General features: G+C 68.9%; 27 protein-coding genes, 1 tRNA gene and 1 pseudogene. 18 read left to right on the top strand and 11 right to left on the bottom strand.

The window, feature by feature from the left end:
- Window positions 1–94 (top strand): annotated as a pseudogene (locus ASF28_RS23495) (porin family protein); the annotation flags it as partial.
- A gap of 261 nt (window positions 95–355) precedes the next feature.
- Here the strand turns inward: ASF28_RS23495 and purD are convergent.
- Window positions 356–1,639 (bottom strand): phosphoribosylamine--glycine ligase, encoded by a 1,284-nt coding sequence (gene purD / locus ASF28_RS20340; RefSeq protein ID WP_056097118.1) that lies wholly within the window; start codon window positions 1,637–1,639, stop codon window positions 356–358.
- Between the two features lie 425 nt (window positions 1,640–2,064).
- Between purD and xseA the strand changes: the two genes are divergently transcribed.
- The 13 genes from xseA (at window position 2,065) to ASF28_RS20280 (ending at window position 13,368) form a co-directional block, all read left to right on the top strand.
- Window positions 2,065–3,717: an exodeoxyribonuclease VII large subunit gene (gene xseA / locus ASF28_RS20335; RefSeq protein WP_056097116.1), complete on the top strand. Its 1,653-nt coding sequence runs from the start codon at window positions 2,065–2,067 to the stop codon at window positions 3,715–3,717.
- A gap of 24 nt (window positions 3,718–3,741) precedes the next feature.
- Complete coding sequence (locus ASF28_RS23635) at window positions 3,742–3,876, top strand: hypothetical protein (RefSeq protein WP_274533145.1); 135 nt, start codon at window positions 3,742–3,744, stop codon at window positions 3,874–3,876.
- A 29-nt stretch (window positions 3,877–3,905) separates the two neighbouring features.
- Entirely contained in the window at window positions 3,906–4,133 is a 228-nt protein-coding gene (locus ASF28_RS20330; protein WP_056097114.1) for a DUF4170 domain-containing protein, read from the top strand.
- Between the two features lie 163 nt (window positions 4,134–4,296).
- Window positions 4,297–5,241 carry a ribose-phosphate pyrophosphokinase gene (locus tag ASF28_RS20325; RefSeq protein WP_056097113.1) on the top strand — a complete coding sequence of 315 codons (945 nt, stop codon included), beginning with the start codon at window positions 4,297–4,299 and terminating at the stop codon, window positions 5,239–5,241.
- 189 nt (window positions 5,242–5,430) lie between these two features.
- Window positions 5,431–6,144 (top strand): DUF1013 domain-containing protein, encoded by a 714-nt coding sequence (locus ASF28_RS20320; RefSeq protein WP_056097110.1) that lies wholly within the window; start codon window positions 5,431–5,433, stop codon window positions 6,142–6,144.
- A gap of 225 nt (window positions 6,145–6,369) precedes the next feature.
- Entirely contained in the window at window positions 6,370–6,897 is a 528-nt protein-coding gene (locus ASF28_RS20315; RefSeq protein WP_244475095.1) for a hypothetical protein, read from the top strand.
- Window positions 6,898–7,213: 316 nt separating this feature from the next.
- A complete protein-coding gene (rpsA, locus tag ASF28_RS20310) occupies window positions 7,214–8,944 on the top strand; it encodes a 30S ribosomal protein S1 (protein ID WP_056097109.1) in 1,731 nt (576 codons plus the stop codon).
- Between the two features lie 380 nt (window positions 8,945–9,324).
- Window positions 9,325–10,311, top strand: coding sequence for a signal peptide peptidase SppA (gene sppA, locus ASF28_RS20305; protein WP_056097102.1), 987 nt, complete (start codon window positions 9,325–9,327; stop codon window positions 10,309–10,311).
- Between the two features lie 31 nt (window positions 10,312–10,342).
- Window positions 10,343–10,663, top strand: coding sequence for an integration host factor subunit beta (gene ihfB / locus ASF28_RS20300; protein WP_056097099.1), 321 nt, complete (start codon window positions 10,343–10,345; stop codon window positions 10,661–10,663).
- 34 nt (window positions 10,664–10,697) lie between these two features.
- Window positions 10,698–11,072, top strand: a complete 375-nt coding sequence (locus tag ASF28_RS20295; protein ID WP_056097096.1) for a LapA family protein — start codon at window positions 10,698–10,700, stop codon at window positions 11,070–11,072.
- A 7-nt stretch (window positions 11,073–11,079) separates the two neighbouring features.
- Window positions 11,080–11,742: a phosphoribosylanthranilate isomerase gene (locus tag ASF28_RS20290; protein ID WP_056097091.1), complete on the top strand. Its 663-nt coding sequence runs from the start codon at window positions 11,080–11,082 to the stop codon at window positions 11,740–11,742.
- A gap of 197 nt (window positions 11,743–11,939) precedes the next feature.
- Window positions 11,940–13,181, top strand: coding sequence for a tryptophan synthase subunit beta (gene trpB, locus ASF28_RS20285; protein ID WP_056097088.1), 1,242 nt, complete (start codon window positions 11,940–11,942; stop codon window positions 13,179–13,181).
- A gap of 110 nt (window positions 13,182–13,291) precedes the next feature.
- Window positions 13,292–13,368, top strand: a tRNA-Met gene (locus ASF28_RS20280).
- Between the two features lie 182 nt (window positions 13,369–13,550).
- On the opposite strand, the gene ASF28_RS20275 is transcribed toward ASF28_RS20280, so the two are convergent.
- On the bottom strand, window positions 13,551–13,748 hold the full coding sequence (locus tag ASF28_RS20275; RefSeq protein WP_056097086.1) for a hypothetical protein: 198 nt from the start codon (window positions 13,746–13,748) through the stop codon (window positions 13,551–13,553).
- Between the two features lie 61 nt (window positions 13,749–13,809).
- Between ASF28_RS20275 and ASF28_RS20270 the strand changes: the two genes are divergently transcribed.
- Both ASF28_RS20270 and ASF28_RS20265 read left to right on the top strand, forming a co-directional pair.
- Window positions 13,810–14,076: a hypothetical protein gene (locus ASF28_RS20270; RefSeq protein WP_056097081.1), complete on the top strand. Its 267-nt coding sequence runs from the start codon at window positions 13,810–13,812 to the stop codon at window positions 14,074–14,076.
- 322 nt (window positions 14,077–14,398) lie between these two features.
- Complete coding sequence (locus ASF28_RS20265) at window positions 14,399–14,962, top strand: metallophosphoesterase family protein (protein ID WP_056097078.1); 564 nt, start codon at window positions 14,399–14,401, stop codon at window positions 14,960–14,962.
- Here the strand turns inward: ASF28_RS20265 and ASF28_RS20260 are convergent.
- The 9 genes from ASF28_RS20260 to ASF28_RS20225 all read right to left on the bottom strand — a co-directional run bounded on the left by ASF28_RS20260 (window position 14,959) and on the right by ASF28_RS20225 (window position 19,034).
- Complete coding sequence (locus ASF28_RS20260; protein ID WP_056097074.1) at window positions 14,959–15,501, bottom strand: hypothetical protein; 543 nt, start codon at window positions 15,499–15,501, stop codon at window positions 14,959–14,961. The genes ASF28_RS20265 and ASF28_RS20260 overlap by 4 nt on opposite strands.
- Before the next feature lie 229 nt (window positions 15,502–15,730).
- A complete protein-coding gene (locus ASF28_RS20255) occupies window positions 15,731–15,910 on the bottom strand; it encodes a hypothetical protein (protein ID WP_156384043.1) in 180 nt (59 codons plus the stop codon).
- Between the two features lie 10 nt (window positions 15,911–15,920).
- The gene (locus ASF28_RS22785) at window positions 15,921–16,115 is read right to left on the bottom strand and encodes a hypothetical protein (protein ID WP_056500594.1); all 195 of its coding nucleotides are present in this window, start codon (window positions 16,113–16,115) and stop codon (window positions 15,921–15,923) included.
- Window positions 16,102–16,359 (bottom strand): hypothetical protein, encoded by a 258-nt coding sequence (locus tag ASF28_RS20250; protein ID WP_056097068.1) that lies wholly within the window; start codon window positions 16,357–16,359, stop codon window positions 16,102–16,104. Before ASF28_RS20250 ends, ASF28_RS22785 begins: the two co-directional genes overlap by 14 nt.
- Window positions 16,359–17,639 (bottom strand): hypothetical protein, encoded by a 1,281-nt coding sequence (locus tag ASF28_RS20245; protein WP_056097065.1) that lies wholly within the window; start codon window positions 17,637–17,639, stop codon window positions 16,359–16,361. The genes ASF28_RS20250 and ASF28_RS20245 overlap by 1 nt, the downstream gene beginning before the upstream one ends.
- 77 nt (window positions 17,640–17,716) lie before the next feature.
- On the bottom strand, window positions 17,717–18,058 hold the full coding sequence (locus ASF28_RS20240) for a hypothetical protein (protein WP_056097062.1): 342 nt from the start codon (window positions 18,056–18,058) through the stop codon (window positions 17,717–17,719).
- A gap of 66 nt (window positions 18,059–18,124) precedes the next feature.
- Window positions 18,125–18,346: a hypothetical protein gene (locus ASF28_RS20235; protein WP_056097059.1), complete on the bottom strand. Its 222-nt coding sequence runs from the start codon at window positions 18,344–18,346 to the stop codon at window positions 18,125–18,127.
- The gene (locus ASF28_RS20230; RefSeq protein WP_056097056.1) at window positions 18,343–18,633 is read right to left on the bottom strand and encodes a hypothetical protein; all 291 of its coding nucleotides are present in this window, start codon (window positions 18,631–18,633) and stop codon (window positions 18,343–18,345) included. Before ASF28_RS20230 ends, ASF28_RS20235 begins: the two co-directional genes overlap by 4 nt.
- Window positions 18,630–19,034 (bottom strand): hypothetical protein, encoded by a 405-nt coding sequence (locus ASF28_RS20225; protein WP_056097054.1) that lies wholly within the window; start codon window positions 19,032–19,034, stop codon window positions 18,630–18,632. Before ASF28_RS20225 ends, ASF28_RS20230 begins: the two co-directional genes overlap by 4 nt.
- A 427-nt stretch (window positions 19,035–19,461) precedes the next feature.
- Between ASF28_RS20225 and ASF28_RS20215 the strand changes: the two genes are divergently transcribed.
- Window positions 19,462–20,394: a hypothetical protein gene (locus ASF28_RS20215; protein WP_056097050.1), complete on the top strand. Its 933-nt coding sequence runs from the start codon at window positions 19,462–19,464 to the stop codon at window positions 20,392–20,394.
- Window positions 20,394–21,203 carry a hypothetical protein gene (locus tag ASF28_RS20210; RefSeq protein ID WP_056097047.1) on the top strand — a complete coding sequence of 270 codons (810 nt, stop codon included), beginning with the start codon at window positions 20,394–20,396 and terminating at the stop codon, window positions 21,201–21,203. The genes ASF28_RS20215 and ASF28_RS20210 overlap by 1 nt, the downstream gene beginning before the upstream one ends.
- Window positions 21,204–21,206 lie beyond the last annotated feature (3 nt).

The following is a 21,206-nucleotide window of genomic DNA, read 5'->3' as shown; positions in this document are numbered from 1 at the left end:
GGGCGTCGTCCTGGCCAGCGGTGGCCGTCAGGTCCGCGACACCGAGTTCGCCGTCGTCCGCGCCGGCCTGAACTACAAGTTCGGCTCGTACTAGGACCTGCGGGGCTTTTAGGTTCGGCCTGAGCGTCCCCAGCCCCGATCACCTGGCCGCTTTCGTCGAAGCGCACCCCGAGGAGACATCCTCGGGGTGTCGCCACGTCTGGAGGGGGCCAAGCCGCTCGTTCGGAACAAGCCCCTCACTCGGAAGCCGCGTACCCGTTCGCCATTCCAAGGGCGCGGCCGGCGGCGCTCGGCCCATCCGCCGATTGGCTGGAAAGATCGTGCCGTCCCGAAATCGGCTGAATCGGGCGCGGCTCTAGATGCCCCCGCCGGCGACCTCCCGGGCCACGGCGCGCCGACCGATGTCCCGGCGGCAGAAGCCCTCCGGCCAGTCGATCCGGGCGATGGCGGCGTAGGCCCGGGCTTGGGCCTCCATCATGCTGGCGCCGAGCGCCGTCACCGTGAGCACCCGGCCGCCATCGGCGAGCAACTGCCCGTTCTCGGCGCGGGTGCCGGCCTGGAACACGATCACGTCGGCGTCGGCGGCCGCCTCGGCGACGCCCCGGATCACCGAGCCGCGCATCACCGCGCCGGGATAGCCCGCCGCCGCCATCACCACGGTGAGCGCCGCGCGGCCCTCGTCGAACGGTATCTCGACCCCGGACACGTCGCCGTCGCAGGCCGCGATGAGGGCCGGGACGAGGTCGCCGACCAGACGCGGCATCAACACCTGAGCCTCGGGATCGCCGAAGCGGGTGTTGTATTCGATGAGCTTGGGACCGTCTGCCGTGAGCATGAGGCCGGCATAGAGGATGCCGGTGAAGGGCGTGCCCCGCGCGCGCATGCCGGCGAGCGTCGGAGCGATGATGGTTTCCATCACCGTCCGCTCCAGGGCCGGGGTCAGGATGGTGGCCGGCGAATACGCTCCCATGCCGCCGGTGTTGGGACCGCGATCCCCGTCGAACACGCGCTTGTGGTCCTGGGCCGTGCCCACGGGCACCGCGCGGGTGCCGTCGCACAGGGCGAAGAAGCTCGCCTCCTCGCCGAACAGGCATTCCTCGATGACGATCTCGGCGCCGGGCTCGTCCAACATGGCCCGCACGGCGGCCCGCGCCTGATCGAGGGTCTCGGCCACCACCACGCCCTTGCCGGCGGCCAGGCCGTCGGCCTTCACCACGATGGGCGCGCCGCGCTCCTCGAGGTAGGCCAGGGCCGGTGCGAGTTCGGTGAACCGCGCAAAGGCGGCGGTGGGGATGCCGTACTCGGCGCACAGGTCCTTGGTGAAGCCCTTCGAGCCTTCGAGCCGCGCTGCGGCCTTCGTCGGCCCGAACGCGCGGATGCCCGTCGCCGTGAGTTCGTCGACGAGCCCGGCCACCAGGGGCACCTCCGGCCCGATCACCACGAGGCCGATGGCATGGACGGTGCAGAACTCACAGACCGCCGCAGGGTCGGCCACGTGGAGGTCCGGCCGATTCTCGCCGAAGGCCGCCGTCCCGGGGTTGCCCGGCGCGGAAAACAGGCGGTCGCAGAGCGGGCTCTTGGTCAGCGCGTAGGCGAGGGCATGCTCGCGCCCCCCGGAGCCGATGAGGAGGATGTTCATGGGCTCAAGCTCTTCCCCAAAACACCGGTCTTGAAAAGGCATAATCCGGTGCAGCGACCGGCTTTGCACGGGACGGCCGCACCACGCGAAGCTGGGGTGCGTGTCATGCCGAACCCCCGGGAACAAATCGCCAGTCAACGCGTTACAATGGGATCATGCCAGGCTGTCGCAAATCCGTTTCGTATTCGGCGGCCTCCCCCGGGCTTCGGGGTATCGGCGCCGCGAAGTACGTCGTTCGCGGGCGCATGCCGATGCGGGCCAGCAACGACAATGCCCGACCGCACCACGCACCAGCTTGGTATTGGGCGGTTGCGGTCGGTGCGCTTCCGACATTTTGCGTCGCGCTGCTCCTGTCGGTCCTGCTGTAGGGCCGGTTCACCGCGCGCCCTTTACCTCCCCGGCGCCCGGCACTAGCGTCCGGCGCCATGGCCGTACCTCCTCCGCCTTCCGCCACTGTGAAGACCGGCTCCGTGCCGGTGTCGAACGTTCCAGAATGGTCCGTCGGCGACCTCGCCTCCGCTCTGAAGCGGACGTTGGAAGACGCGTTCGGGCATGTCCGTCTGCGCGGCGAGATCTCGGGTTTTCGCGGTCAGCACGGATCGGGCCACGCCTACTTCTCCCTCAAGGACGGGACCGCCCGCATCGACGCCGTGGTGTGGAAAGGCACTTTTGCGCGCCTGCGTCAGAAGCCGCAGGAGGGTCTGGAGGTCGTCGCAACCGGCCGGATCACGACGTTCCCCGGAAAATCCTCGTACCAGATCGTCATCGAGACCCTGGAGCCCGCCGGCATCGGCGCCTGGATGGCGCTGCTGGAGGAGCGCAAGCGCGTACTCGCCGCCGAAGGTCTGTTCGCGCCCGAGCGCAAGCGTCCGATCCCCTACCTGCCGCGCGTGATCGGCATCGTGACCTCGCCCACGGGCGCCGTCATCCGCGACATCCTCCACCGCCTCGCCGACCGGTTTCCCAGGCCCGTCCTGGTCTGGCCCGTCCGGGTCCAGGGGGAGGGGGCGGCCGACGAGATCGCCGCCGCCATCCGGGGTTTCGACGCGCTGCCCCCCGGCGGCGCGATCCCGCGCCCCGACCTGCTCATCGTGGCGCGCGGCGGCGGCTCCATCGAGGACCTGTGGGCCTTCAACGAGGAGGCAGTGGTGCGCGCCGCCGCCGCTTCGACGATTCCCTTGATCTCGGCGGTGGGCCACGAGACCGACACCACCCTCATCGATTTCGTCTCCGACCGCCGGGCCCCCACCCCCACGGGGGCCGCCGAGATGGCGGTGCCGGTCCGCGCCGACCTTCTCTCCGAAGTCGCCGACCTCGGCCGGCGCCAGCGCGAGGCCGTGGAGCGCAAGCTCGATCGGGAGGGCAGCGACCTGCGCGCCCTTGTCAGGGCGATGCCGGGCGTCGATGCCTTCCTGGCGGGCAAGCGCCAGCGCCTGGATCTGGCCGAGGCCCGCCTGGGGCCGGCGCTCGCCGGCAACGCCCGGGTCCACCGTCTCCGGGTATCGCGCCTCGTGGAGCGCTTCGTGCGCCATCCGCCGACCCTGGCCCTGGCGACGGCACGCGGGCGCCTCGCCCGCCTCGGGGACCGGCCCGGCGCGGCCTTGCGCCACGGCACCACCCGCAAAGCCGAGTCCCTGGTCTATCTCGGCCGCCGCCTCGTCGTCGCCCGGGATGCCACCCTGGCACGGGCGGGTGCGGAGCAGGCGAGGGGGCGTGACCGCCTCGTCGCCCTCCGCGATCGCCTGGACCGTGCCGGGGCCCGTCTGACCGAGCGCCGCCGCGACCGCCTCGCGACCCTGACGAGCCTTCTCGGCTCCCTGAGCTACCGTGCCGTGCTGGCACGCGGCTTCGCCCTGGTCCGCGATGGGTCCGGCGCGGCCCTCCGCTCCATGGCCGCCGCCTCGGGGGCCGGGCGCTTCACCCTCGAATTCGCCGACGGCACCCTGGCGGCACGGGCCGAGACCGCCGACGCCACGCCGGGCGGCGGGGAGGGCGCTCAGCCCCCGGCGCGGGCCAAGCGTGCGCCGCGAAAGCCCGCAGCAAAGCCCGTCGTCCAGGGCTCCCTGTTCGAGGGGTGAGGAGCCCGTCGGCGCGACGCGGCCATGGACACCCACGGGGACATGCACACCCGCGAGGTCATGGACGCCCGTGAGGTCATGGACGCCCGTGAGCTCATGCCCGCCCGTGGGTTGACGAACCGGGCGGCGTTTGCGAACCGCGGCACGGCCCATGCCTGAGGCAGGTCGCCAGACGCGAAGGAGCCGCGATGACCACGACGATCGACAGCCCCCAGAAGCTCCACCTCGTCTTCGGCGGCGAACTGGAGAGCCTCGACGGCGTGAATTTTCGCGACGTGAAGGGCCTCGACATCGTCGGCATCTTTCCTGACTACGCCTCGGCTCAGATCGCCTGGAAATCGAAGGCGCAATCCACGGTCGACAGCGCCCAGACGCGCTACTTCATCGTGCACCTGCACCGCCTGCTCGAGCCCTGATCTGTGCAGGGCGTGGGGGGCAGAGTGCGTGAAAGCATTGTGACGCCCCCCCGTCGACTGGTATGGACCGCGCCAGCAAACGGCTCCCGATTTCAACAATTTGGTTTGTGACCCTGGTTCAACGGGCTCGGTGGGCGAAGGATCGCGAGATGAAGGCCTCGGCATGAAATCCTCGATCAAGATCATTGCCGGCAATGCCAGCCGCCCCCTGGCCGAGGCCATCGCGGCCTATCTCGAACTGCCGCTGGCCAAGTGCATGGTCCGGCGCTTCGCCGACATGGAAATCTTCGTCGAACTGCAGGAGAACGTCCGCGGCGAGGATGTCTTCATCGTGCAGTCGACCTCGTTTCCCGCCAACGATCACCTGATGGAACTGCTCATCATGATCGACGCGGCCCGGCGCTCGTCGGCCCGGCGCATCACCGCCGTGATCCCGTATTTCGGCTATGCGAGGCAGGATCGGCGCACGTCCGGCCGGACCCCGATCTCGGCCAAGCTGGTTGCCAACCTCATCACCGAGGCCGGCGCCGACCGGGTGATGACCCTCGATCTCCACGCCGGCCAGATCCAGGGCTTCTTCGACATCCCCACCGACAACCTGTTCGCCGCCCCCGTGAAGGTGCGCGACATCAAGGAACGGCTCGACCCCAAGGACTGGATGGTGGTCTCGCCGGATGTGGGCGGCGTTGTGCGCGCCCGCGCCATCGCCAAGCGCATCGACGCGACGCTCGCCATCGTCGACAAGCGCCGCGAGCGCCCCGGCGAATCGGAGGTGATGAACATCATCGGCGAGGTCGAGGGCCGCTCCTGCATCCTCGTCGACGACATCGTCGATTCCGGCGGCACCCTGGTGAACGCGGCCGAAGCCCTGCTCAATGCCGGCGCCAAGGACGTCTCGGCCTACATCACCCACGGGGTGCTCTCGGGCGGCGCGGTCTCGCGCATCGCCGCCTCGCGGATGAAGGAGCTGGTCATCACCGACTCGATCCAGCCGACGCAGGCCGTCAAGCTCGCCCGCAACATCCGGGTGGCCACCATCGCGCCGCTGCTGGGCGAGGCCATCGGCCGGACGGCGACCGAATCGAGCGTGTCGAGCCTGTTCACCTGAAAGACCGGGCGGGGAGGGGCGCCAGGCGAGTGATCGCAATTGCGCATTCCCCTCCGCAGCCTGTATAGACGCAACTTCCCTATTGCAGCGTTGAGACGGGATGCTGCCGGCCAGTCCCAGGCCGGAGCGAGCGGCGCCACGTCGGCGGCGCCCCGACGCCCGTCCCGCCCCAACCGTTGGAGTTGCCCGATGACCCAAGGCCCGTTGATGCCGAAGGCCACCGCCGTCTGGCTGGTGGAGAACACCTCGCTGGCCTTCGAGCAGATCGCCGAGTTCTGCAAGCTGCACCCCCTGGAAGTGAAGGGCATTGCCGACGGCGAGGTCGCGGCCGGGATCAAGGGCCTGGACCCGATCACCACGGGCCAGCTCACTCGCGACGAGATCGAGCGCGCCCAGAAGGTGCCGAACTACAAGCTCAAGGTCGCCGTCTCGAAGGTGAAGCTGCCCGAGGTCAAGCGGACCACGAAGGGCCCGCGCTACACCCCGCTGTCGCGCCGCCAGGATCGGCCCAACGCCATCCTCTGGCTTCTGCGCAATCACCCCGAGCTCAAGGATGCGCAGGTCATCCGGCTCGTCGGCACCACCAAGTCGACGATCCAGCAGATCCGCGAGCGCACCCACTGGAACTCGGCCTCGCTCCAGCCCATGGACCCGGTGACGCTCGGCCTTTGCACGCAGATCGACCTGGACTTCGAGGTCCAGCGCTCGGCCAAGGACCGGCCCGCCGCGCTTCCCGCCGATGGCGGCGCCACCCTCCTGCCGACGGAGGTCTCCACGGCCACGGACTACACCGAGACCGACGAGCATCACCGCTCCGTGCGCGACGAGAAGCTCAACGCCGATTCGGTCTTCGCCAAGCTCAAGGGCATGCGCAACACCAACGAGGACGACGACGAGGATTGAGTCTCTCCCTCGGCCGCCCCGATCCGCGCCGGAGCTTCGGCGCGGATCTTCTGTTTCGATCCCTGCCGCTTCTACCCTTCCGACGCCGCCGAACGGCACGATAGTGAAAGATCGCCCTCGATCCGCGGTCGCCAACCTTGAAAAAATGCGCAATATTGCCTCCCCGCGATGGGCGAGGGCGGATTTTCAGGGCATACGATGACCGCGCAGGGCACCGGACAGGAGATGGGAACCGCGCCCGATCCGCGCGATATCCCGGGTTTCGATCTGTCTTCGGACGACGCCGGACCGGCTGCCGATGCCATTGCCTCCGAACCGTTGACCCTGGCCGAGTCCCTGATGGCGGATGCGGGGTGGAGCCCGGCGAACTTCGGGGCCGCCGGCCCGAATCCACCCTACCTGCGCATCGGCGGCAAGCTCTGGGTGACCCTGACCGAATTCGAGCCGTGCTTCTCCTCGTTCCACCGGGATCGGGTGCTGTTCCGCTCCAAGGTCTCCATGGCGGACCACCTTTCGCGCTACGACCAGATCATGGTCGATCCCCTCGCGTTCGAGGACTGCTTCGGCCCCCTGGAAGGGACAGACGCCACCTTTCCGTTCGGAGCCTGGCTCACCATCCGCGAGGTGCGCTTCACCGGCATCGAACTGCTCGGCAAGCGGCACGGACCGGTGATGCTGCCCCTCGAACCCCTGGCCGTGGCCTCCGCCGTCTGGCTGCGCAACACGCGCCGGCTGGGCCGGGCCCCGACGTGAGCGTCGCCACCCTCCTTCGGGACGGACGCTCGGCCTTGCGGATGCCCGATCTTGCGGACGCTCAGTCTTGCCGTGAGCGGCGCGATCCGGTATGCAACCGCCGTTCTCCGATTGGAATCGACGAGGCGCGGGCGTGTTTTCGCACCGCTTCGGCCCATTGGGGAATGGCCCTCGACCATTGTTTCAGAATGCGTCGGCCCTCCCCAGGGGGGTGAGCCCGTCCGGTCCTCAAGGGATCGCGGGCGGCGATCGCCGAGGGTGCCCCGTCACACGAACCGCCGACGCCGGCCTCCGATGAGGCCTGTCAGGAGACAGAATGACCGCTGGTAGCGCCCTGCAGCGTAACCCGAGCCGCGACGATTTCGCGGCTCTCCTCGAGGAAAGCTTCCTCGAGCACGAGATCACCGAAGGCTCCGTCGTCAAGGGTCGCGTCGTCGCGATCGAGAAGGACGTGGCCGTCATCGACATCGGCGCCAAGACGGAAGGCCGTGTCGCCCTCAAGGAATTCAACGGCCCGGGCCGCGAAGGTGATCTCGCCGTCGGCGACGAGGTCGAGGTTTATGTCGACCGCATCGAGAATGCGCTCGGCGAGGCCGTCATCTCGCGCGACAAGGCGCGCCGCGAAGAGAGCTGGGTCAAGCTCGAGAAGGCCTTCGAGGCCAACGAGCGGGTCACCGGCGCGATCTTCAACCAGGTTAAGGGCGGCTACACCGTCGACCTCGACGGCGCCGTGGCGTTCCTGCCGCGCTCCCAGGTCGACATCCGTCCCGTGCGCGACGTCACGCCCCTGCTCGGCACGCCCCAGCCGTTCCAGATCCTCAAGATGGATCGCCGTCGCGGCAACATCGTCGTGTCGCGCCGCACCGTCCTCGAAGAGAGCCGTGCCGAGCAGCGCTCCGAGCTCGTGGCCAACCTTGAAGAGGGTCAGGTCATCGACGGCGTCGTCAAGAACATCACCGAGTACGGCGCCTTTGTCGATCTCGGCGGCATCGACGGCCTGCTCCACGTCACCGACATGGCGTGGCGCCGCGTGAACCATCCGTCCGAGGTCGTGACCATCGGCCAGACGGTCAAGGTCAAGATCATCAAGATCAACCACGAGACCCACCGCATCTCGCTCGGCATCAAGCAGCTGCTTGCCGATCCGTGGGAGGGCATCGCCCAGCGCTACCCCGTCGACGCCAAGCTCAAGGGCCGTGTCACCAACATCACCGATTACGGCGCCTTCGTGGAGCTGGAGCCGGGGATCGAGGGCCTGATCCACGTCTCCGAGATGTCCTGGACGAAGAAGAACGTCCACCCGGGCAAGATCGTCTCCACTTCGCAGGAAGTGGAAGTGCAGATCCTCGAGGTCGATCCCGTCAAGCGCCGCATCTCGCTCGGCCTCAAGCAGACCCTCCAGAACCCCTGGGAGGCTTTCGCCGAGCAGCATCCGGTCGGCTCCGAGGTCGAGGGCGAGGTCAAGAACAAGACCGAGTTCGGCCTGTTCATCGGTCTCGACGGCGATGTCGACGGCATGGTCCACCTGTCGGATCTCGACTGGAACCGTCCCGGCGAGCAGGTCATCGAGGAGTTCAAGAAGGGCGACATGCTGCGCGCCCAGGTCCTCGACGTCGATGTCGAGAAGGAGCGCATCTCGCTCGGCGTGAAGCAGCTCGGCGGCGACCCCTTCACCGAGGCCGGCGAGCTCAAGAAGGGTCAGATCGTGACCTGCGAAGTGACGGAAGTGAAGGATTCGGGCGTCGACGTGAAGATCGTCGACACCGACCTCACCACCTTCATCCGCCGGGCCGAGCTCGCCCGCGACCGTGGCGACCAGCGCCCCGAGCGCTTCGCCGCCGGCGAGAAGTTCGACGCCCGCGTGATCCAGTTCGACCGCAAGGCGCGCCGGGTCCAGCTCTCCATCAAGGCCCTTGAAATGGCCGAGGAGAAGGAGGCGATGGCCCAGTTCGGCTCCGCCGATTCCGGGGCCTCGCTCGGCGAGATCCTGGGCGCGGCCTTCAAGAAGGCCCGCACCAGCGACGACAAGGACGACGCCCAGGACTAACAATCCTCGCGACGCAATGACCTCGGGATTTTTTACGGATCCCGAGGGCCAGAACTGAAAACGCCCGCGCGGGGACTCACCCTGCGCGGGCGTTTTCACGTCTTGCAGTGCCGCATTCCCCAGAGGACTGTCGCGCTGCGATGCGAAGACTTGGGAATTCTTCCGGCCTGCCCCCTTCGTGCCCCCTTGCCGGTCCCCGGCGGGCAAGGCTAGAACACCCACGCCGAGGATGTAAGGCGGGGCAAGGGCTTGAGGCCATCCGGCGACGGGTGGCACAGGGTTCGGGAACCGCCGCGAACCGCGGCGAAGCCGGGCTGCGCGCAGCCCGGACAACCCATCACGGCCGGGAACGGTCGGTGCGCGAGGGAGCGAACCATCGCATGGCCGCTGACGCCGAACTCCTGATCGATCGCCGGCGCCTGCGCCGCAAGCTCTCCCTGTGGCGGGTGGTGGGAATCGGCGGTCTCGTTCTCGCCGTCGGCGCCGTGGGTCTGCGGGTCCGCAGCGGCACCGAGCCCCTCGGCTTCGGGGCGGTCAAACCGCAGATCGCCCGGATCTCCATCGGCGGATTCATCGCCGGCGCCGAGGCCACCACCAAGCTCATCGAGCGTGTCCGCGACGCCGGTGCCGTCCAGGGTGTCGTGGTCTCGATCTCGTCGCCCGGCGGTACCACCACGGGCTCCGAAGAGCTCTATCGCAACCTCAGGGCGCTCGCCGAGAAGAAGCCCATGGTGGCCTTCGTCGACGGCACCGCCGCGTCGGGTGCCTACATCGCCGCCATCGCAGCCGACCACATCGTCGCCCGCGAGACGGCGCTCGTCGGCTCCATCGGCGTGCTGTTCCAGTATCCCGACCTGTCCGGCCTCCTCGACAAGGTCGGGGTGAAGGTCGAATCGGTCAAATCCGCCCCCCTCAAGGCCGAGCCGTCGGGTTTCACGCCGACTTCGCCGGAGGCGCGCGCGGCCCTCGCCGCCGTCGTCGGCGACACCTATGCCTGGTTCAAGGGCCTCGTCTCCGAGCGCCGCAAGATGACCGACAAGGAGCTCGCCACCGTCTCCGACGGGCGGGTGTTCAGTGGCCGCCAGAGCGTGCCCCTCAAGCTCATCGACGGCGTCGGCGGCGAGCGGCAGGCCATCGCTTGGCTCGAATCCGAGCGCGGCGTCGCCAAGAACCTGCCTGTCCTCGACTGGAAGCCGAAAGCCAAGAGCGATTTCCAGCTCTGGTCGGCCCTCGGCCTCGGCGCCGACCTCGTGGGTCTGGACGGCCTCGCGGTCCGCCTGCGCCAAGTCGGCGACGAGACGGCGAACGCGGCTCAGGGCGGTCTCCTGGCCGTCTGGCGGCCCGGTCCCGCCGATGCCACCCGCTGAAACCTGTTCATGACGTCGTGAAGGCCGCAGCATGATCAAGTCGGAGCTCGTGCTCAGGATCGCCGAGCAGAACCCCCATCTCTACCAGCGCGACGTCGAGACCCTGGTCAACGCGATCCTCGACACCATCGCGGACGCTTTGGCCCGGGGCGACCGGGTCGAGTTGCGGGGCTTTGGCGCCTTCTCGGTGAAGCGGCGGGATGCGCGGCGCGGGCGCAACCCGCGCACGGGTGCGGCCGTTGCCGTTTCCGAGAAGGCCATCCCGGTGTTCAAGACCGGCAAGGAGATGCGCCTGCGTCTCAACGAAGCCGGCATCGGTGCGGAAGAGACCGCCACCGCCGCCGCTTCGTGAGCCGCGAGACCACAGATTCGATCGGAGTGCTTCGATGATCCGCTTCTTCAAGGGTTTGGTCCTGCTCCCCGTGGCGGTCGTCGTCGTCGCCCTGGCGGTGGCGAACCGGGACGCGGTGCGCCTGTCGTTCGACCCGTTCTCGCCCGACCTTCCGGTCTTCAGCGTGACCCTGCCGCTCTACGCGATCCTGTTCATCGCCGTCGGCGCCGGTGTGCTGCTCGGTGGCTGCGGCGCCTGGCTCGGCCAGTCCGGCACCCGTCGCACCAGCGCCGAGCGCCGCCGCGAAATCCGCCGCCTCGAGGGCGAGACCGCCCGCCTGCGCACCGCCGTGCCGAATCCGACGGGCGACGGACTTCACGGCCTGTCGCGCGGTCCGTCCGACCGCGTCGCCCTGCCGGCCCCGCGCTGAAACACCGATGTCCGCCATCGCCGTCAAGATCTGCGGACTGAGCACCGGGCCGACCCTCGCGGCGGCCCTCGACGCCGGGGCCGATCTCGTCGGCTTCGTGCATTTCCCGAAGAGCCCGCGCCACGTCGATCTTCCCTTGGCCGGACTCCTGTCGGAGCAGGCCCGGGGCAGGGCGGGGCGCGTCGTCCTCCTCGTCGATCCCGACGACGCCCTCCTCGCATCGGTGATCGCCGTCACCGACCCCGACTGGGTCCAGCTCCACGGGTGCGAAACGCCGGAGCGCGTCGCCGCCATCCGCCGCCTGATCGGGCGTCCGGTGTTGAAGGCGCTCGGCATCGCGACACGGGCCGATCTCGCCGCGGTCCAGGCCTACGCGCACGCGGCCGACCGCATCCTCCTCGACGCCAAGGCGCCGCCCGGCGCGGCCCTGCCGGGCGGCAACGGCCACGCCTTCGACTGGGCGCTTCTCGCCGGGGCGGATCTGCCGGAGGGCACCATGCTGTCGGGTGGCCTCACCCCGGAGACCGTCGGCGATGCCCTCGCCCGCACGGGCCTGCGGGCCGTCGACGTGTCGTCCGGTGTCGAGAGCCGCCCCGGAGAGAAGGATTCCAGCCGGATCGCCGCCTTCATCGCGGCAGCGCGGGCCAACCGTACGGTGGCGGCGGCCTGACATCCGACGCCCGAATTCGGGAAACGGCGGGTTGGCCGCATTGTCGCCCCCCGCATGCGGGTCTAGATCAGGCCCTTGTCTCACCGCAGGCGAACGGCATGGCCGAGACCGCCCCGCAGGGCGGACCGTCCCGTCGCCGCATCTGCCCAGGCCGCCCAACCCCAGGCCGCATGCCAGATCATCCAAGGACGCCGCCCGTGACCCTCGCTCCCCCTCCGAACTCGTTCCGCAACGGCCCGGACGCCCGCGGGCGCTTCGGCCTCTTCGGCGGACGCTTCGTGGCCGAGACCCTGATGCCGCTGATCCTCGACCTAGAGGCGGCCTACGAAGCCGCCAAGGCCGACCCGGCCTTCCAGGCTGAGATGGACAGCCACCTGACCCACTACGTCGGCCGCCCGAGCCCGCTCTACGAGGCCGAGCGCCTCACCGAGCACCTGCGCGCCAAGGCGGCCCCCGGCCACGGCGCCCGGGTGTTCTTCAAGCGCGAGGAACTGAACCACACCGGCTCGCACAAGGTGAACAACGTGCTCGGCCAGATCATGCTGGCGCGCCGCATGGGCAAGCCGCGCATCATCGCCGAGACGGGCGCCGGCCAGCACGGTGTCGCCACCGCCACCCTGTGCGCCCGGTTCGGCCTGAAGTGCGTGGTCTACATGGGCGCCGTCGACGTGGCGCGTCAGGCCCCCAACGTGTTTCGCATGAAGATGCTCGGCGCCGAGGTGATCCCGGTCCAGTCCGGGACGAAGACCCTCAAGGACGCCATGAACGAGGCCCTGCGCGACTGGGTCACCAACGTCGCCGACACGTTCTACTGCATCGGCACCGTGGCCGGCCCGCACCCGTACCCGGCCATGGTACGCGACTTCCAGTCGATCATCGGTCGCGAGACCAAGGAGCAGATGCTGGCGATGGAGGGGCGCCTGCCCGATTCGCTCATCGCCTGCATCGGCGGCGGCTCCAACGCCATGGGTCTGTTCCACCCGTTCCTCGACGATTCGAGCGTCGAGATCTACGGGGTCGAGGCCGCCGGCCACGGCATCGCCTCGGGCCTCCATGCCGCCTCCCTGTCGGGCGGCAAGCCCGGCGTGCTCCACGGCAACCGCACCTACCTCCTGCAGGACGGCGACGGCCAGATCGCCGACGCCCATTCCATCTCGGCGGGCCTCGACTATCCGGGCATCGGCCCCGAGCACGCCTGGCTGCACGAGGCCAAGCGCGTCACCTACCTCTCCGCGACGGATGCGGAGACCCTGGAGGCGTTCAAGCTGTGCTCGCTGCTAGAGGGCATCATCCCGGCCCTGGAGCCCGCCCACGCCCTCGCCAAGGTGTTCGAGATCGCGCCTACGAAGCCGGCCGACCACCTCATGGTGCTCAACCTCTCGGGCCGGGGCGACAAGGACATCCCGCAGGTGGCCGAAATCTTCGGCACGCAGCTCTGAGTGACGAGCTCGGGTGCCGCGGCCGCCAAAACCCCGTTGACACCGCAAGGCGGATTCCTTATTCCGCCGATCTCGCCGCTGCTCCGGTCCATCCGCAGCGGCGACGACATGGCGGGGTAGCTCAGTTGGTTAGAGCAGAGGAATCATAATCCTCGTGTCGGGGGTTCGAGTCCCTCTCCCGCTACCAAAGAATTCAACGACTTAGACGCGAAGCCCTGGCCTGGACGCCGGGGCTTTTTCGTTCCGGGGCGGATTTGGGGCGGGACCTCGCGATCCGCCCCCGTTCCGTCCCGCCCCCGTCCGCCCCCGTCGCGACGCCTGTGGATGATCCCACCCGGTATCACCGGCAGCCGGTGATCCCACCCGGGATCAGGATGCCAGCCGCACGGGACGCGCCCGCCGCCGGTCCCGCCCCAGCGCCCTCGCTAGGTCCGCCGGCCGCTCGGCCTTCACCAGCCCGGGCCGCCGCGTCGACCTCACCTCCAGCATGTCCTCCGCCAGGGCCCGCAGGATCGCGTCGCGTTCCTCGCCGGCCACTGCATCCAGGATGTCCGCGTAATCAGGCATTGCCAACCCTCCGTCGCAGGAACAGATAGAGAACAAACGCGGCGGAGCAAGGACTGGGGCGGTGATCCTTCGGCTGGGCGACTTCCCCTACCGGCGGGTCCGGGTGGCCTGCCTGTGGTGCCCGCGCCGGCGGGGGGACTACTGCACCGAGAGGATGATCGCGCGCCTCGGGCCGAACGCCTCGCTCGACGCGGTGCTGCTGGCCGTGACGGTCACGTGCCGGTGGCCGAAGGCGTGGGGGAAGCGCGGCCCGAACCAGTACGTGCCCTGGTGCCGGGCCTACCTCGTGGACCTCGGCACGGACCGGCCGCCCGACCGACAAAGCTAACGGCGGACCGACGGATCTAAAGCTGCGGGGGGCTCCAACGACAAATCTAACGCTCGGGCAACATGGCCGACGTTGATGGTCTAACCCGCTTCCGAAGCTGTCGAATCATCCTGTTGGGGACAGTTTCGTTGATGCCCCCAGGCCAGGCCCCGTTAACCCGGCCCGTGCTACGACACCGATTCCACCGCCAACCCTTTCCGTTTTGGAAACGGTTCGCCGCTCCGGAGAGACCCGTGAAACCGATACGCCGCCGTCCCCTCGCCGAGATCCCTAATCCCGGGGCGTGACCGCGTGCGCGGCAGCCCCCTTTGAGGCTGCCAAAATGACGACCTTTTTCACCGCCGACACCCATTTTTTCCACGCCGGCGTCCTGCGTATGAGCGACAGGCCGTTCGTCGATATCGCCGAGCACAACGAGCTCCTCGTGCAATCGTGGAACGCGGTCGTCGGCCCACGCGACGAGGTCTGGCACCTCGGCGACTTCGGCATGGGTGGCACGCCGGAGCAGTACGCGGCGCTCTTCAAGCGCCTCCGGGGCCGCAAGTACCTCGTTCGCGGGAATCACGACCGCACGAAGACGACCAGCCTCGGATGGCACGAGCAGCACGAGCTCGTCTCGCGCCGGATCGAGGGCCAGCGCGTCATCCTCTGCCACTACCCGATGAGGGCCTGGGTCGGCGCGTGGAGGGGGAGCATCCAGCTTTTCGGGCATACCCATGGCCTGCTCCCGGACACCTCGCAGTCCTGCGACGTCGGGGTCGACCGGTGGAGCTATAGGCCGGTCACCCTCGGGGAGATCCGGGAGCGCCTGGCGGCGACCACGGACCAGCCCGAGGAGAAGGTCCGTGGCGCCGCGCTGGAGGCCGAGGACGACGGCGAGGGCTAGAAGTTCACCTCGACTGTACGGTCGCAGACCTCGACATCCGAATGCTCCATGAAGATGTCGTGGTAGTGCTGAACGGCGGCGAGTTCCGGATGCTCGGAGTAGTCGCCGTTCAAGCTGATGCGCTGGGCCATGCCGGCCGGAGTGAGCCACTGCGTCAGGCGGTCGAAGGCGGCCTTGTCCTTGTCGACAAGGCACTTGCGGACGAACACGTCGTCCTCACTGTCTCCGTACGCCAGGCGCCACGCCGTATGCGTCCACTCGTCCGCGATGTAGGCCATGAACCAATCCTGAGGGATCGAGTCCGACCGTCCCTGGCCCTTCACGTAGAACATGCGCAGGTCGTCCCGGCCTTCCTCCTTCACGAGGTTCACGAGGACGTAGGCCCGGTACAGCGTCAGCAGCATGTAGTCGGCCTGCTTGACGCGGTCGCCGGGCCACTTGGCGTGCATGATCCTGGCGGCGTCGCACGCCCGATCCAGGATGACGCTCTTGGCTTCGTCTTCGGTCGTCGGCTCGTCGAATCCACAGATGATTGTCATGGGATGTGCTCCTCCCGCAGAGGCCGGCGGCCTCGATGCGCGAAGGAATCCCCAAGTCCCGGGCGGAGTCTATCGACACCTGGGAGCTTGGTTAAGACGGTTTGGGTAGGTTAACCCGATGCCAGACCTTCGCAGGGTCGCGGATCGCCTGCAACCCCTGGGGCGAATAGTGGTTAACAGGTGGTTACCAAGCGCAGATCCGGTGATTCCCGTTTTGGGAATGGGGCGCTCAGTCCGGCCCGTGCGCGGCGTGCCAGGACAGCAGCAGCAGGGCGCGCTCCCACACCCGGCGGTGGGCGCCGTCGTCGTCGGGGATGGCGCCCACCGCCTCGGCCTGGGCCCGCCCGTCGCGGGCGAGGAGCCCGTCCACGAGCCTGTCGACCGCGTCCGTCTCGGCTCTCCACGTCAACAGGTCGATCCTACCCACGCCCGATCACCTTCGGCTTGGGCCGGTCGAGGACGCCCGTCACGGCGTCGACGAGCTTCAGTGCCGCGTTGATGCCGGCCTCGCCCGACGCTTGCACGATGACCATGCGGAACGCCGTCCTTCCGGTATCGGCGTCCCGGGCGCCTTCCGTCACCGAGACGCTGAGCCGTGGTTCACGCTTCGCCATGATCGGCCTCCTTCGGCTGGGGCTTGGCGACCGCGCCCTCGACGTCGATCCCGCACGCCGCCGCCAGGAAGCACAGCGTCAGGAAGGCCAGGACGAACGCGGAGCCCAACACCGCGGTGACGAACACCGCCCGCAGCAGGGCGTCCCCGCGCCCGTCGAGGATGAAGCCGCAGGTCACGATTCCCGCGGCGGAGACGGCGACCCTGCCCGGGCCGCCGGCGATGAGGGTGAGGAAGGACCGCATCAGGATGCCCCCCTCACCAGATTGGCGTCCGCCTTGGCGAAGCGACCCATGTCCTTCAGGAGGAACTGCATCAGCTCCTTCCGGACCTCGGGTGTGCCCTGCAGGTAGAAGGTGTCCTCGCCGAGTGAGATGGAGATCTCGGGCTCTCGCTCCGCCTTCACCGCCGCCTCACCCTTCTCGATCAGGTCGAGGATGCGCTCCACGGACGAGGCGTCCCCGGAGATGGTCGTGAACGGATCGTCCTCGCCGAAGCTGTGGTGTTCCGTCCGGCGGAGGCTCTCGTCCGGAAGGCGGGACACGATGCCTGTCAGCGTGCGGACCTCCTCGACGATCTGGTCGATCTCGAACGAGTAGCTGGGCCCGTGCAGGATGGTGACGATGTTTCGGAGGCCGTTTTCCCACCGCGCCTGGTAGCGTTTGAGATCGGCGTCGGCGGCCTCCTTGGGCTGCTCAGGCGTACGGCATTCGCGCACCAGGGCCTCGTAGGGCCCCACGATCAGCGTTGACGGCGCCGGCTCGTCGGGTGCCAGGAAGCGACGTTGGGTCATGCTGAAGGCGACCCAACGCTCGCGGTCTACCTTGCTGCCATACCCGTTCAACGCATGAAGCTTCGCCGCTTTGGTCACGGTAGCGACGTCGGCTCCGTCCTCAACGAGGATGGTGCTCGACGTGAACTCCGGCCAGCCGATCCGGACGGCGAACACCTGCTGAAGAGGCCCCACGTCATCGACCAGGTCGAGGGGCACGTACCGGATCTCGAACCCGGCCTTGGCGAGGGACTGGGTGATCTCGTGGGCTAGCTCCTCGGCTCGGTGGGGGGCGCAGCCTTGCACTGCCGCCTTGATGTCTCGGACAATCACCATCTCGGCGTCCAGGACGGCGTGATCCCGGTCGGTGAGACCGTGCGGCCGCTCCGATGCGACGAGGATCTCCATGCCACGTGGGACGGGAGCTTCTGCCGCGGCCTTGATGGCTCGCTCACCCTCCTCATCGAGGACGATGTCGAGCCCCTGCACGGGGGCCTCACGCCATGCCAGGAGATCCTTCTCCGAGACGGCGGTCCAGTTGCCGGTGCGGACAGCCTCCCGAACGGCCTCGGCGTTGCCGGTCGGCTTCGGCACGATGATGAGGTCGGCCTTGGCCAGAGCGGCCAGGATGCGGTCGGTCCGCTCTATCGCAGACGATAAGCCACCATGGTCGGCGCGCACCGCCGCGTGGATGACGGCCCTCGTGCCGGTGACGTGGAACTTGGTCTGGATGTCCATGGTCTCGCGCCGCATGGGGACGCTCCTTCATGTGTGGGGTTGCTGGGGGAATCGAGGAGCGCCCCTGCCGCCGGGCGCGCGACGGGGCAGCCTCAGGCGGCTGCGGGCTGCCGGTAGTAGGAGGCGACTTGCTCGGCGATCTTCGGACCGTCGAGGACCTCCCGGACGGCGAGGCAAGCGACCGTGAGGGCCGTGGGGTCCTCGATCCCGATCTGCTCGGCGAGGACCTTCACGTCAGCCTCGTCGGTGGGGAAATCGAAGATGCAGTCGAGCTTCTTGAGGGCCTCGACCGCCTCGGTCTGGCTGGCATCGACGACGAACAGCCCCTCGCGCGCCAAGCGCTTCATGATGCGCTCGGCGACCTCGTGGGCGGCGACGTTGCCAGATGCGACGATCTCGCCGGCGATGATCCTGCGTGTGTTCTCAATGCTCATGGTGGTCTCCCAAGGAGTTGCGCTGATCTCGGTGGCCACTGTCGCCTGGCTCGTCGGCGGGGCGGATCAGGCGGCGATGGTGAGCCCGAGGGCCGGGACCGCCTTGGCGTGCCAGCCGGTGTCGTCGGCGTAGACCTCGGCCGCCCGCCACCGCGGGGGCTCCGTCCGGAGGATCAGGAGGTCGCCCTCGACCGGGACGGTGCCTTGGGCGAACACGGTGACCCTGCGGCCCGGCTCGACCTCGACGAGGCAATCGACGGTGAAGGCGGACCCTACGCGATGGATCACGGCTGGCTCCTTCTGGGTGGGACGCGGGGGAGAGTGGACGGCTGCGGCGGCTCGCCGTGGCTCTCGGCGAGCCCGTTCGCGAGGCGCTCGATGCTGATGCGCGACGTCTCCATGAGGAGGCGGTCGACCGAGTCCGAGACATCCATCAGCGCGCACTTCAGGGCCGGGTCAGTGAGCTCGTCGATCCGGCGGTGGACAGCCGCGCGGACCGTGATGAGCCGGGCCTTCGTCGCCGCCTTGTCGAGGCGCTGCAGGCCGGTGACGAACTCGCTACGGACGGACGTCATGCTGCACTCCTCTGGCGCCGGACCTCGGCGGCGCGCCGGGCGGCGGTGACCCGGTCCACGCGGGGGATCGGCAGGCCGCGCTGGCGGAGCACGCGGCGCACGCTGTCCTGCGACAGCCCGGTCTCGACGGCCGCGGCCGGCACGCTAGCGAGGCGCTCGACGGCAGCGACAACGGCGTCAGCGAGGCCGGGGGTCTTGAGCGGCCTGCTCCCCCGCGCAGGGCGGGGGAGCCCGAGCGTCTGGCGACCCTCGGCCGCCAACTCCAGAAGGACGTTCACGGAGCACCAGTGCCAGCGCTCGCGAGCCGCAATCATCCCGTCCTCGCGGGACAACAGCAGCGCGACGGTCTCGGGTTTGGGGCGAATCCAAACGTCCGTGGCGAGGCTCTTGCCGCGGCTCACGACACCACCTCGTCGACCGGGACGTAGGTGATCTCGCGTCGCAGACCGAGGCGGCGGAGAAGCCTGTCCCCGGGGACCCGGTGCCCCCTCAGGACGTCGCTCACGTACTGAGGCGAGACCCCGTTCGCGGACGCCCATTTCGCCTGGGTACCGGCAGCCCGGCACTCGGCCAGGAGCATGCGGACGATTGCTTCGTCTCCGAGGACTACTGGTCGTTCGAGGCTATCGTCAGCCACCATCGGGCCCTCCTGTCGACGTGACAAGAGAGAATGTACCCGCGATCCGCTGATCCGCTAGATGTGTAACGGATGATCAGGGACTATTTTGGCATTTCGATTTATTCCACAATCCATAATAAATCATCGGCCCTTGTCGGCCTTGGAATTCATGGCAATCTACTCTGATCTGCGGATCATCGGAGGTCGCCATGCTCACCCTCATCTTGCTCCTTGTCGCCGTCGGGGCCGTCTGCGCCTCGGCCTACGGGGCGGCCCAGCGCCCGCTCCCGCCCCTGACCGAGGCCCTGCCCGTCGGTGCCCTCGGCCTGGCATGGCGCCGCGTCGGGGAGCGCCAGACCAAGGGCGGCCTCAAGACCCTGTGGCTCGCCGATGCCGGTGACGAGAGCTCCTACAGCCGGCTCTACCGGGCGGATCGCGACGGGATGCGCGAGCTGGGCTTCTCCTGGGGTGGCGACCGCCAGGGCGAGTACGACAAGCCGGTCTGCTGGGAGCCGCAGCCCGCGCCGTCGAACGACCGATTCGAGGCGGCCTTCGCCCGGGCCGACGGGATCGCGCGCGAGGAAGAAGGACGCCGCGCAGCCGAGGAGGCCGAACGCCGGGCCCGGGTGGCCGAGAACATGGCTCGCCTGTGGGCGCAGGAGGGTGAGGAGCGCCTCGCCGCCGTCTCCCTCCTGCGCGACCGGATGAAGGCGCTGCCGTGGGCGTGGACGCGGTCGCAGCGGGACAAGGCGACCGCGATCTTCGCCGAGGGCGATCAGCCGTCAGCGTCGGCCGCCAAGATGGCCCGGCGCCTGGTCGAGACCTGCGACGAGATGGTCGCCCGGGTCACGGATCGGGCGCAGACGGAGAGGAAGGAGAAGTGGTGGGCGCTGGCCGCTGACCCGGCGATCCAACTCCTCGTCCACTCGGCCACGAAGCACCTGTCCGCCATGGACGACGACTGGGCGACGGTTTCTAACGATGCGGGCTGGTCGAAGGCTCACACCGCGTTGGGGCACGTCCTCTCCGGCCTGCCGCGGCTCGGTCAGTGCGAGGCGTCCCAGGCCCTGTGGGCCGTCCACGTCCACCGGCGGCAGATCCCCGACAACATGCGCCGCGAGCTCTTCGGGGAGGCCGCGTGATGGCCCGGCGACCGCATCCGAATCAACTCGACCTGTTCGCCAGCGTCACAGAGCCAACCCCGGAGCCGGCGGAGACCGTCGTCCGGCAACCGGATCGCCGCGACGACGAGATCACGCCGTTCGTCGACGCCTCGATCATGGGGGTCGTTCCGGGTCGTACCCCGATGGACGCCGCCCTGATCGAGGCCGGCCTCGCGAACCTCTACTCCCTCTCGATGGGGTACGCGCTGCGAGACATGACGGTGCCCTTCGCACCACGGAGCATCGCCTTCCCGGTGACGCTCCGGCGCGACCGGGGCGGTCGCCCATACCTTTTCCTATCGACGCCGGCCTGCGCCGACCTGCCGTACGTGCGCAGGGTCGAGGAGGTCACGGGGCTGAAGGCCGTGTGGGCGCCTTCAAACTGCGACGGGGGCATGTGGCACCACGCCATCGATCTCGCGACCGATGCCGGCTGGGAACGCCTAGCCGGGAGCATGGAGCACACGAAGATCAGCCACGTGCTCCACGCCGTCGGCCTCAATGTGTTCTGGGGGGAACTGTCGGTCGGCAACGCACGCGCCCTTCTCGAAAGGATCGGCGAGCCGGAGCCCGCCGACGCACGCCCGGCAATCCTCGGCTCGTGGGCGAAGCCGTTCGGCGCGTCGGTAACCAACAACTACCTGCACGGCTGGGGCTCCGTCCGCGCCATCGAGCTCGGCTGGGCAACCCCCAAGCGCATGAAGGGCAAGCGCGAGATCGAGGCGGCCTTCACCGAGGCCGGGCTCGCCGCAATCGCCGAGGCACGGGCATCGAAGATCGCCGCCTGAAGA

It is taken from the genome of Methylobacterium sp. Leaf99 (assembly GCF_001422375.1).
In the GTDB taxonomy this organism is placed as follows: Bacteria; Pseudomonadota; Alphaproteobacteria; order Rhizobiales; family Beijerinckiaceae; genus Methylobacterium.
The sequence above is the reverse complement of the archived record's forward strand: the minus strand, read 5'-3'. Positions and strand labels throughout refer to the sequence as shown.

What these genes read in the sequence shown, in the direction of transcription:
- purD (WP_056097118.1), bottom strand. Translation starts at nt 1,639, where the DNA reads ATGAACATCCTCCTCATCGGCTCCGGGGGGCGCGAGCATGCCCTCGCC.
- xseA (WP_056097116.1), top strand. Translation starts at nt 2,065, where the DNA reads ATGGCCGTACCTCCTCCGCCTTCCGCCACTGTGAAGACCGGCTCCGTG.
- ASF28_RS23635 (WP_274533145.1), top strand. Translation starts at nt 3,742, where the DNA reads ATGGACACCCACGGGGACATGCACACCCGCGAGGTCATGGACGCCCGT.
- ASF28_RS20330 (WP_056097114.1), top strand. Translation starts at nt 3,906, where the DNA reads ATGACCACGACGATCGACAGCCCCCAGAAGCTCCACCTCGTCTTCGGC.
- ASF28_RS20325 (WP_056097113.1), top strand. Translation starts at nt 4,297, where the DNA reads ATGAAATCCTCGATCAAGATCATTGCCGGCAATGCCAGCCGCCCCCTG.
- ASF28_RS20320 (WP_056097110.1), top strand. Translation starts at nt 5,431, where the DNA reads ATGACCCAAGGCCCGTTGATGCCGAAGGCCACCGCCGTCTGGCTGGTG.
- ASF28_RS20315 (WP_244475095.1), top strand. Translation starts at nt 6,370, where the DNA reads ATGGGAACCGCGCCCGATCCGCGCGATATCCCGGGTTTCGATCTGTCT.
- rpsA (WP_056097109.1), top strand. Translation starts at nt 7,214, where the DNA reads ATGACCGCTGGTAGCGCCCTGCAGCGTAACCCGAGCCGCGACGATTTC.
- sppA (WP_056097102.1), top strand. Translation starts at nt 9,325, where the DNA reads ATGGCCGCTGACGCCGAACTCCTGATCGATCGCCGGCGCCTGCGCCGC.
- ihfB (WP_056097099.1), top strand. Translation starts at nt 10,343, where the DNA reads ATGATCAAGTCGGAGCTCGTGCTCAGGATCGCCGAGCAGAACCCCCAT.
- ASF28_RS20295 (WP_056097096.1), top strand. Translation starts at nt 10,698, where the DNA reads ATGATCCGCTTCTTCAAGGGTTTGGTCCTGCTCCCCGTGGCGGTCGTC.
- ASF28_RS20290 (WP_056097091.1), top strand. Translation starts at nt 11,080, where the DNA reads ATGTCCGCCATCGCCGTCAAGATCTGCGGACTGAGCACCGGGCCGACC.
- ASF28_RS20275 (WP_056097086.1), bottom strand. Translation starts at nt 13,748, where the DNA reads ATGCCTGATTACGCGGACATCCTGGATGCAGTGGCCGGCGAGGAACGC.
- ASF28_RS20265 (WP_056097078.1), top strand. Translation starts at nt 14,399, where the DNA reads ATGACGACCTTTTTCACCGCCGACACCCATTTTTTCCACGCCGGCGTC.
- ASF28_RS20260 (WP_056097074.1), bottom strand. Translation starts at nt 15,501, where the DNA reads ATGACAATCATCTGTGGATTCGACGAGCCGACGACCGAAGACGAAGCC.
- ASF28_RS22785 (WP_056500594.1), bottom strand. Translation starts at nt 16,115, where the DNA reads ATGGCGAAGCGTGAACCACGGCTCAGCGTCTCGGTGACGGAAGGCGCC.
- ASF28_RS20250 (WP_056097068.1), bottom strand. Translation starts at nt 16,359, where the DNA reads ATGCGGTCCTTCCTCACCCTCATCGCCGGCGGCCCGGGCAGGGTCGCC.
- ASF28_RS20245 (WP_056097065.1), bottom strand. Translation starts at nt 17,639, where the DNA reads ATGCGGCGCGAGACCATGGACATCCAGACCAAGTTCCACGTCACCGGC.
- ASF28_RS20240 (WP_056097062.1), bottom strand. Translation starts at nt 18,058, where the DNA reads ATGAGCATTGAGAACACACGCAGGATCATCGCCGGCGAGATCGTCGCA.
- ASF28_RS20230 (WP_056097056.1), bottom strand. Translation starts at nt 18,633, where the DNA reads ATGACGTCCGTCCGTAGCGAGTTCGTCACCGGCCTGCAGCGCCTCGAC.
- ASF28_RS20215 (WP_056097050.1), top strand. Translation starts at nt 19,462, where the DNA reads ATGCTCACCCTCATCTTGCTCCTTGTCGCCGTCGGGGCCGTCTGCGCC.
- ASF28_RS20210 (WP_056097047.1), top strand. Translation starts at nt 20,394, where the DNA reads ATGGCCCGGCGACCGCATCCGAATCAACTCGACCTGTTCGCCAGCGTC.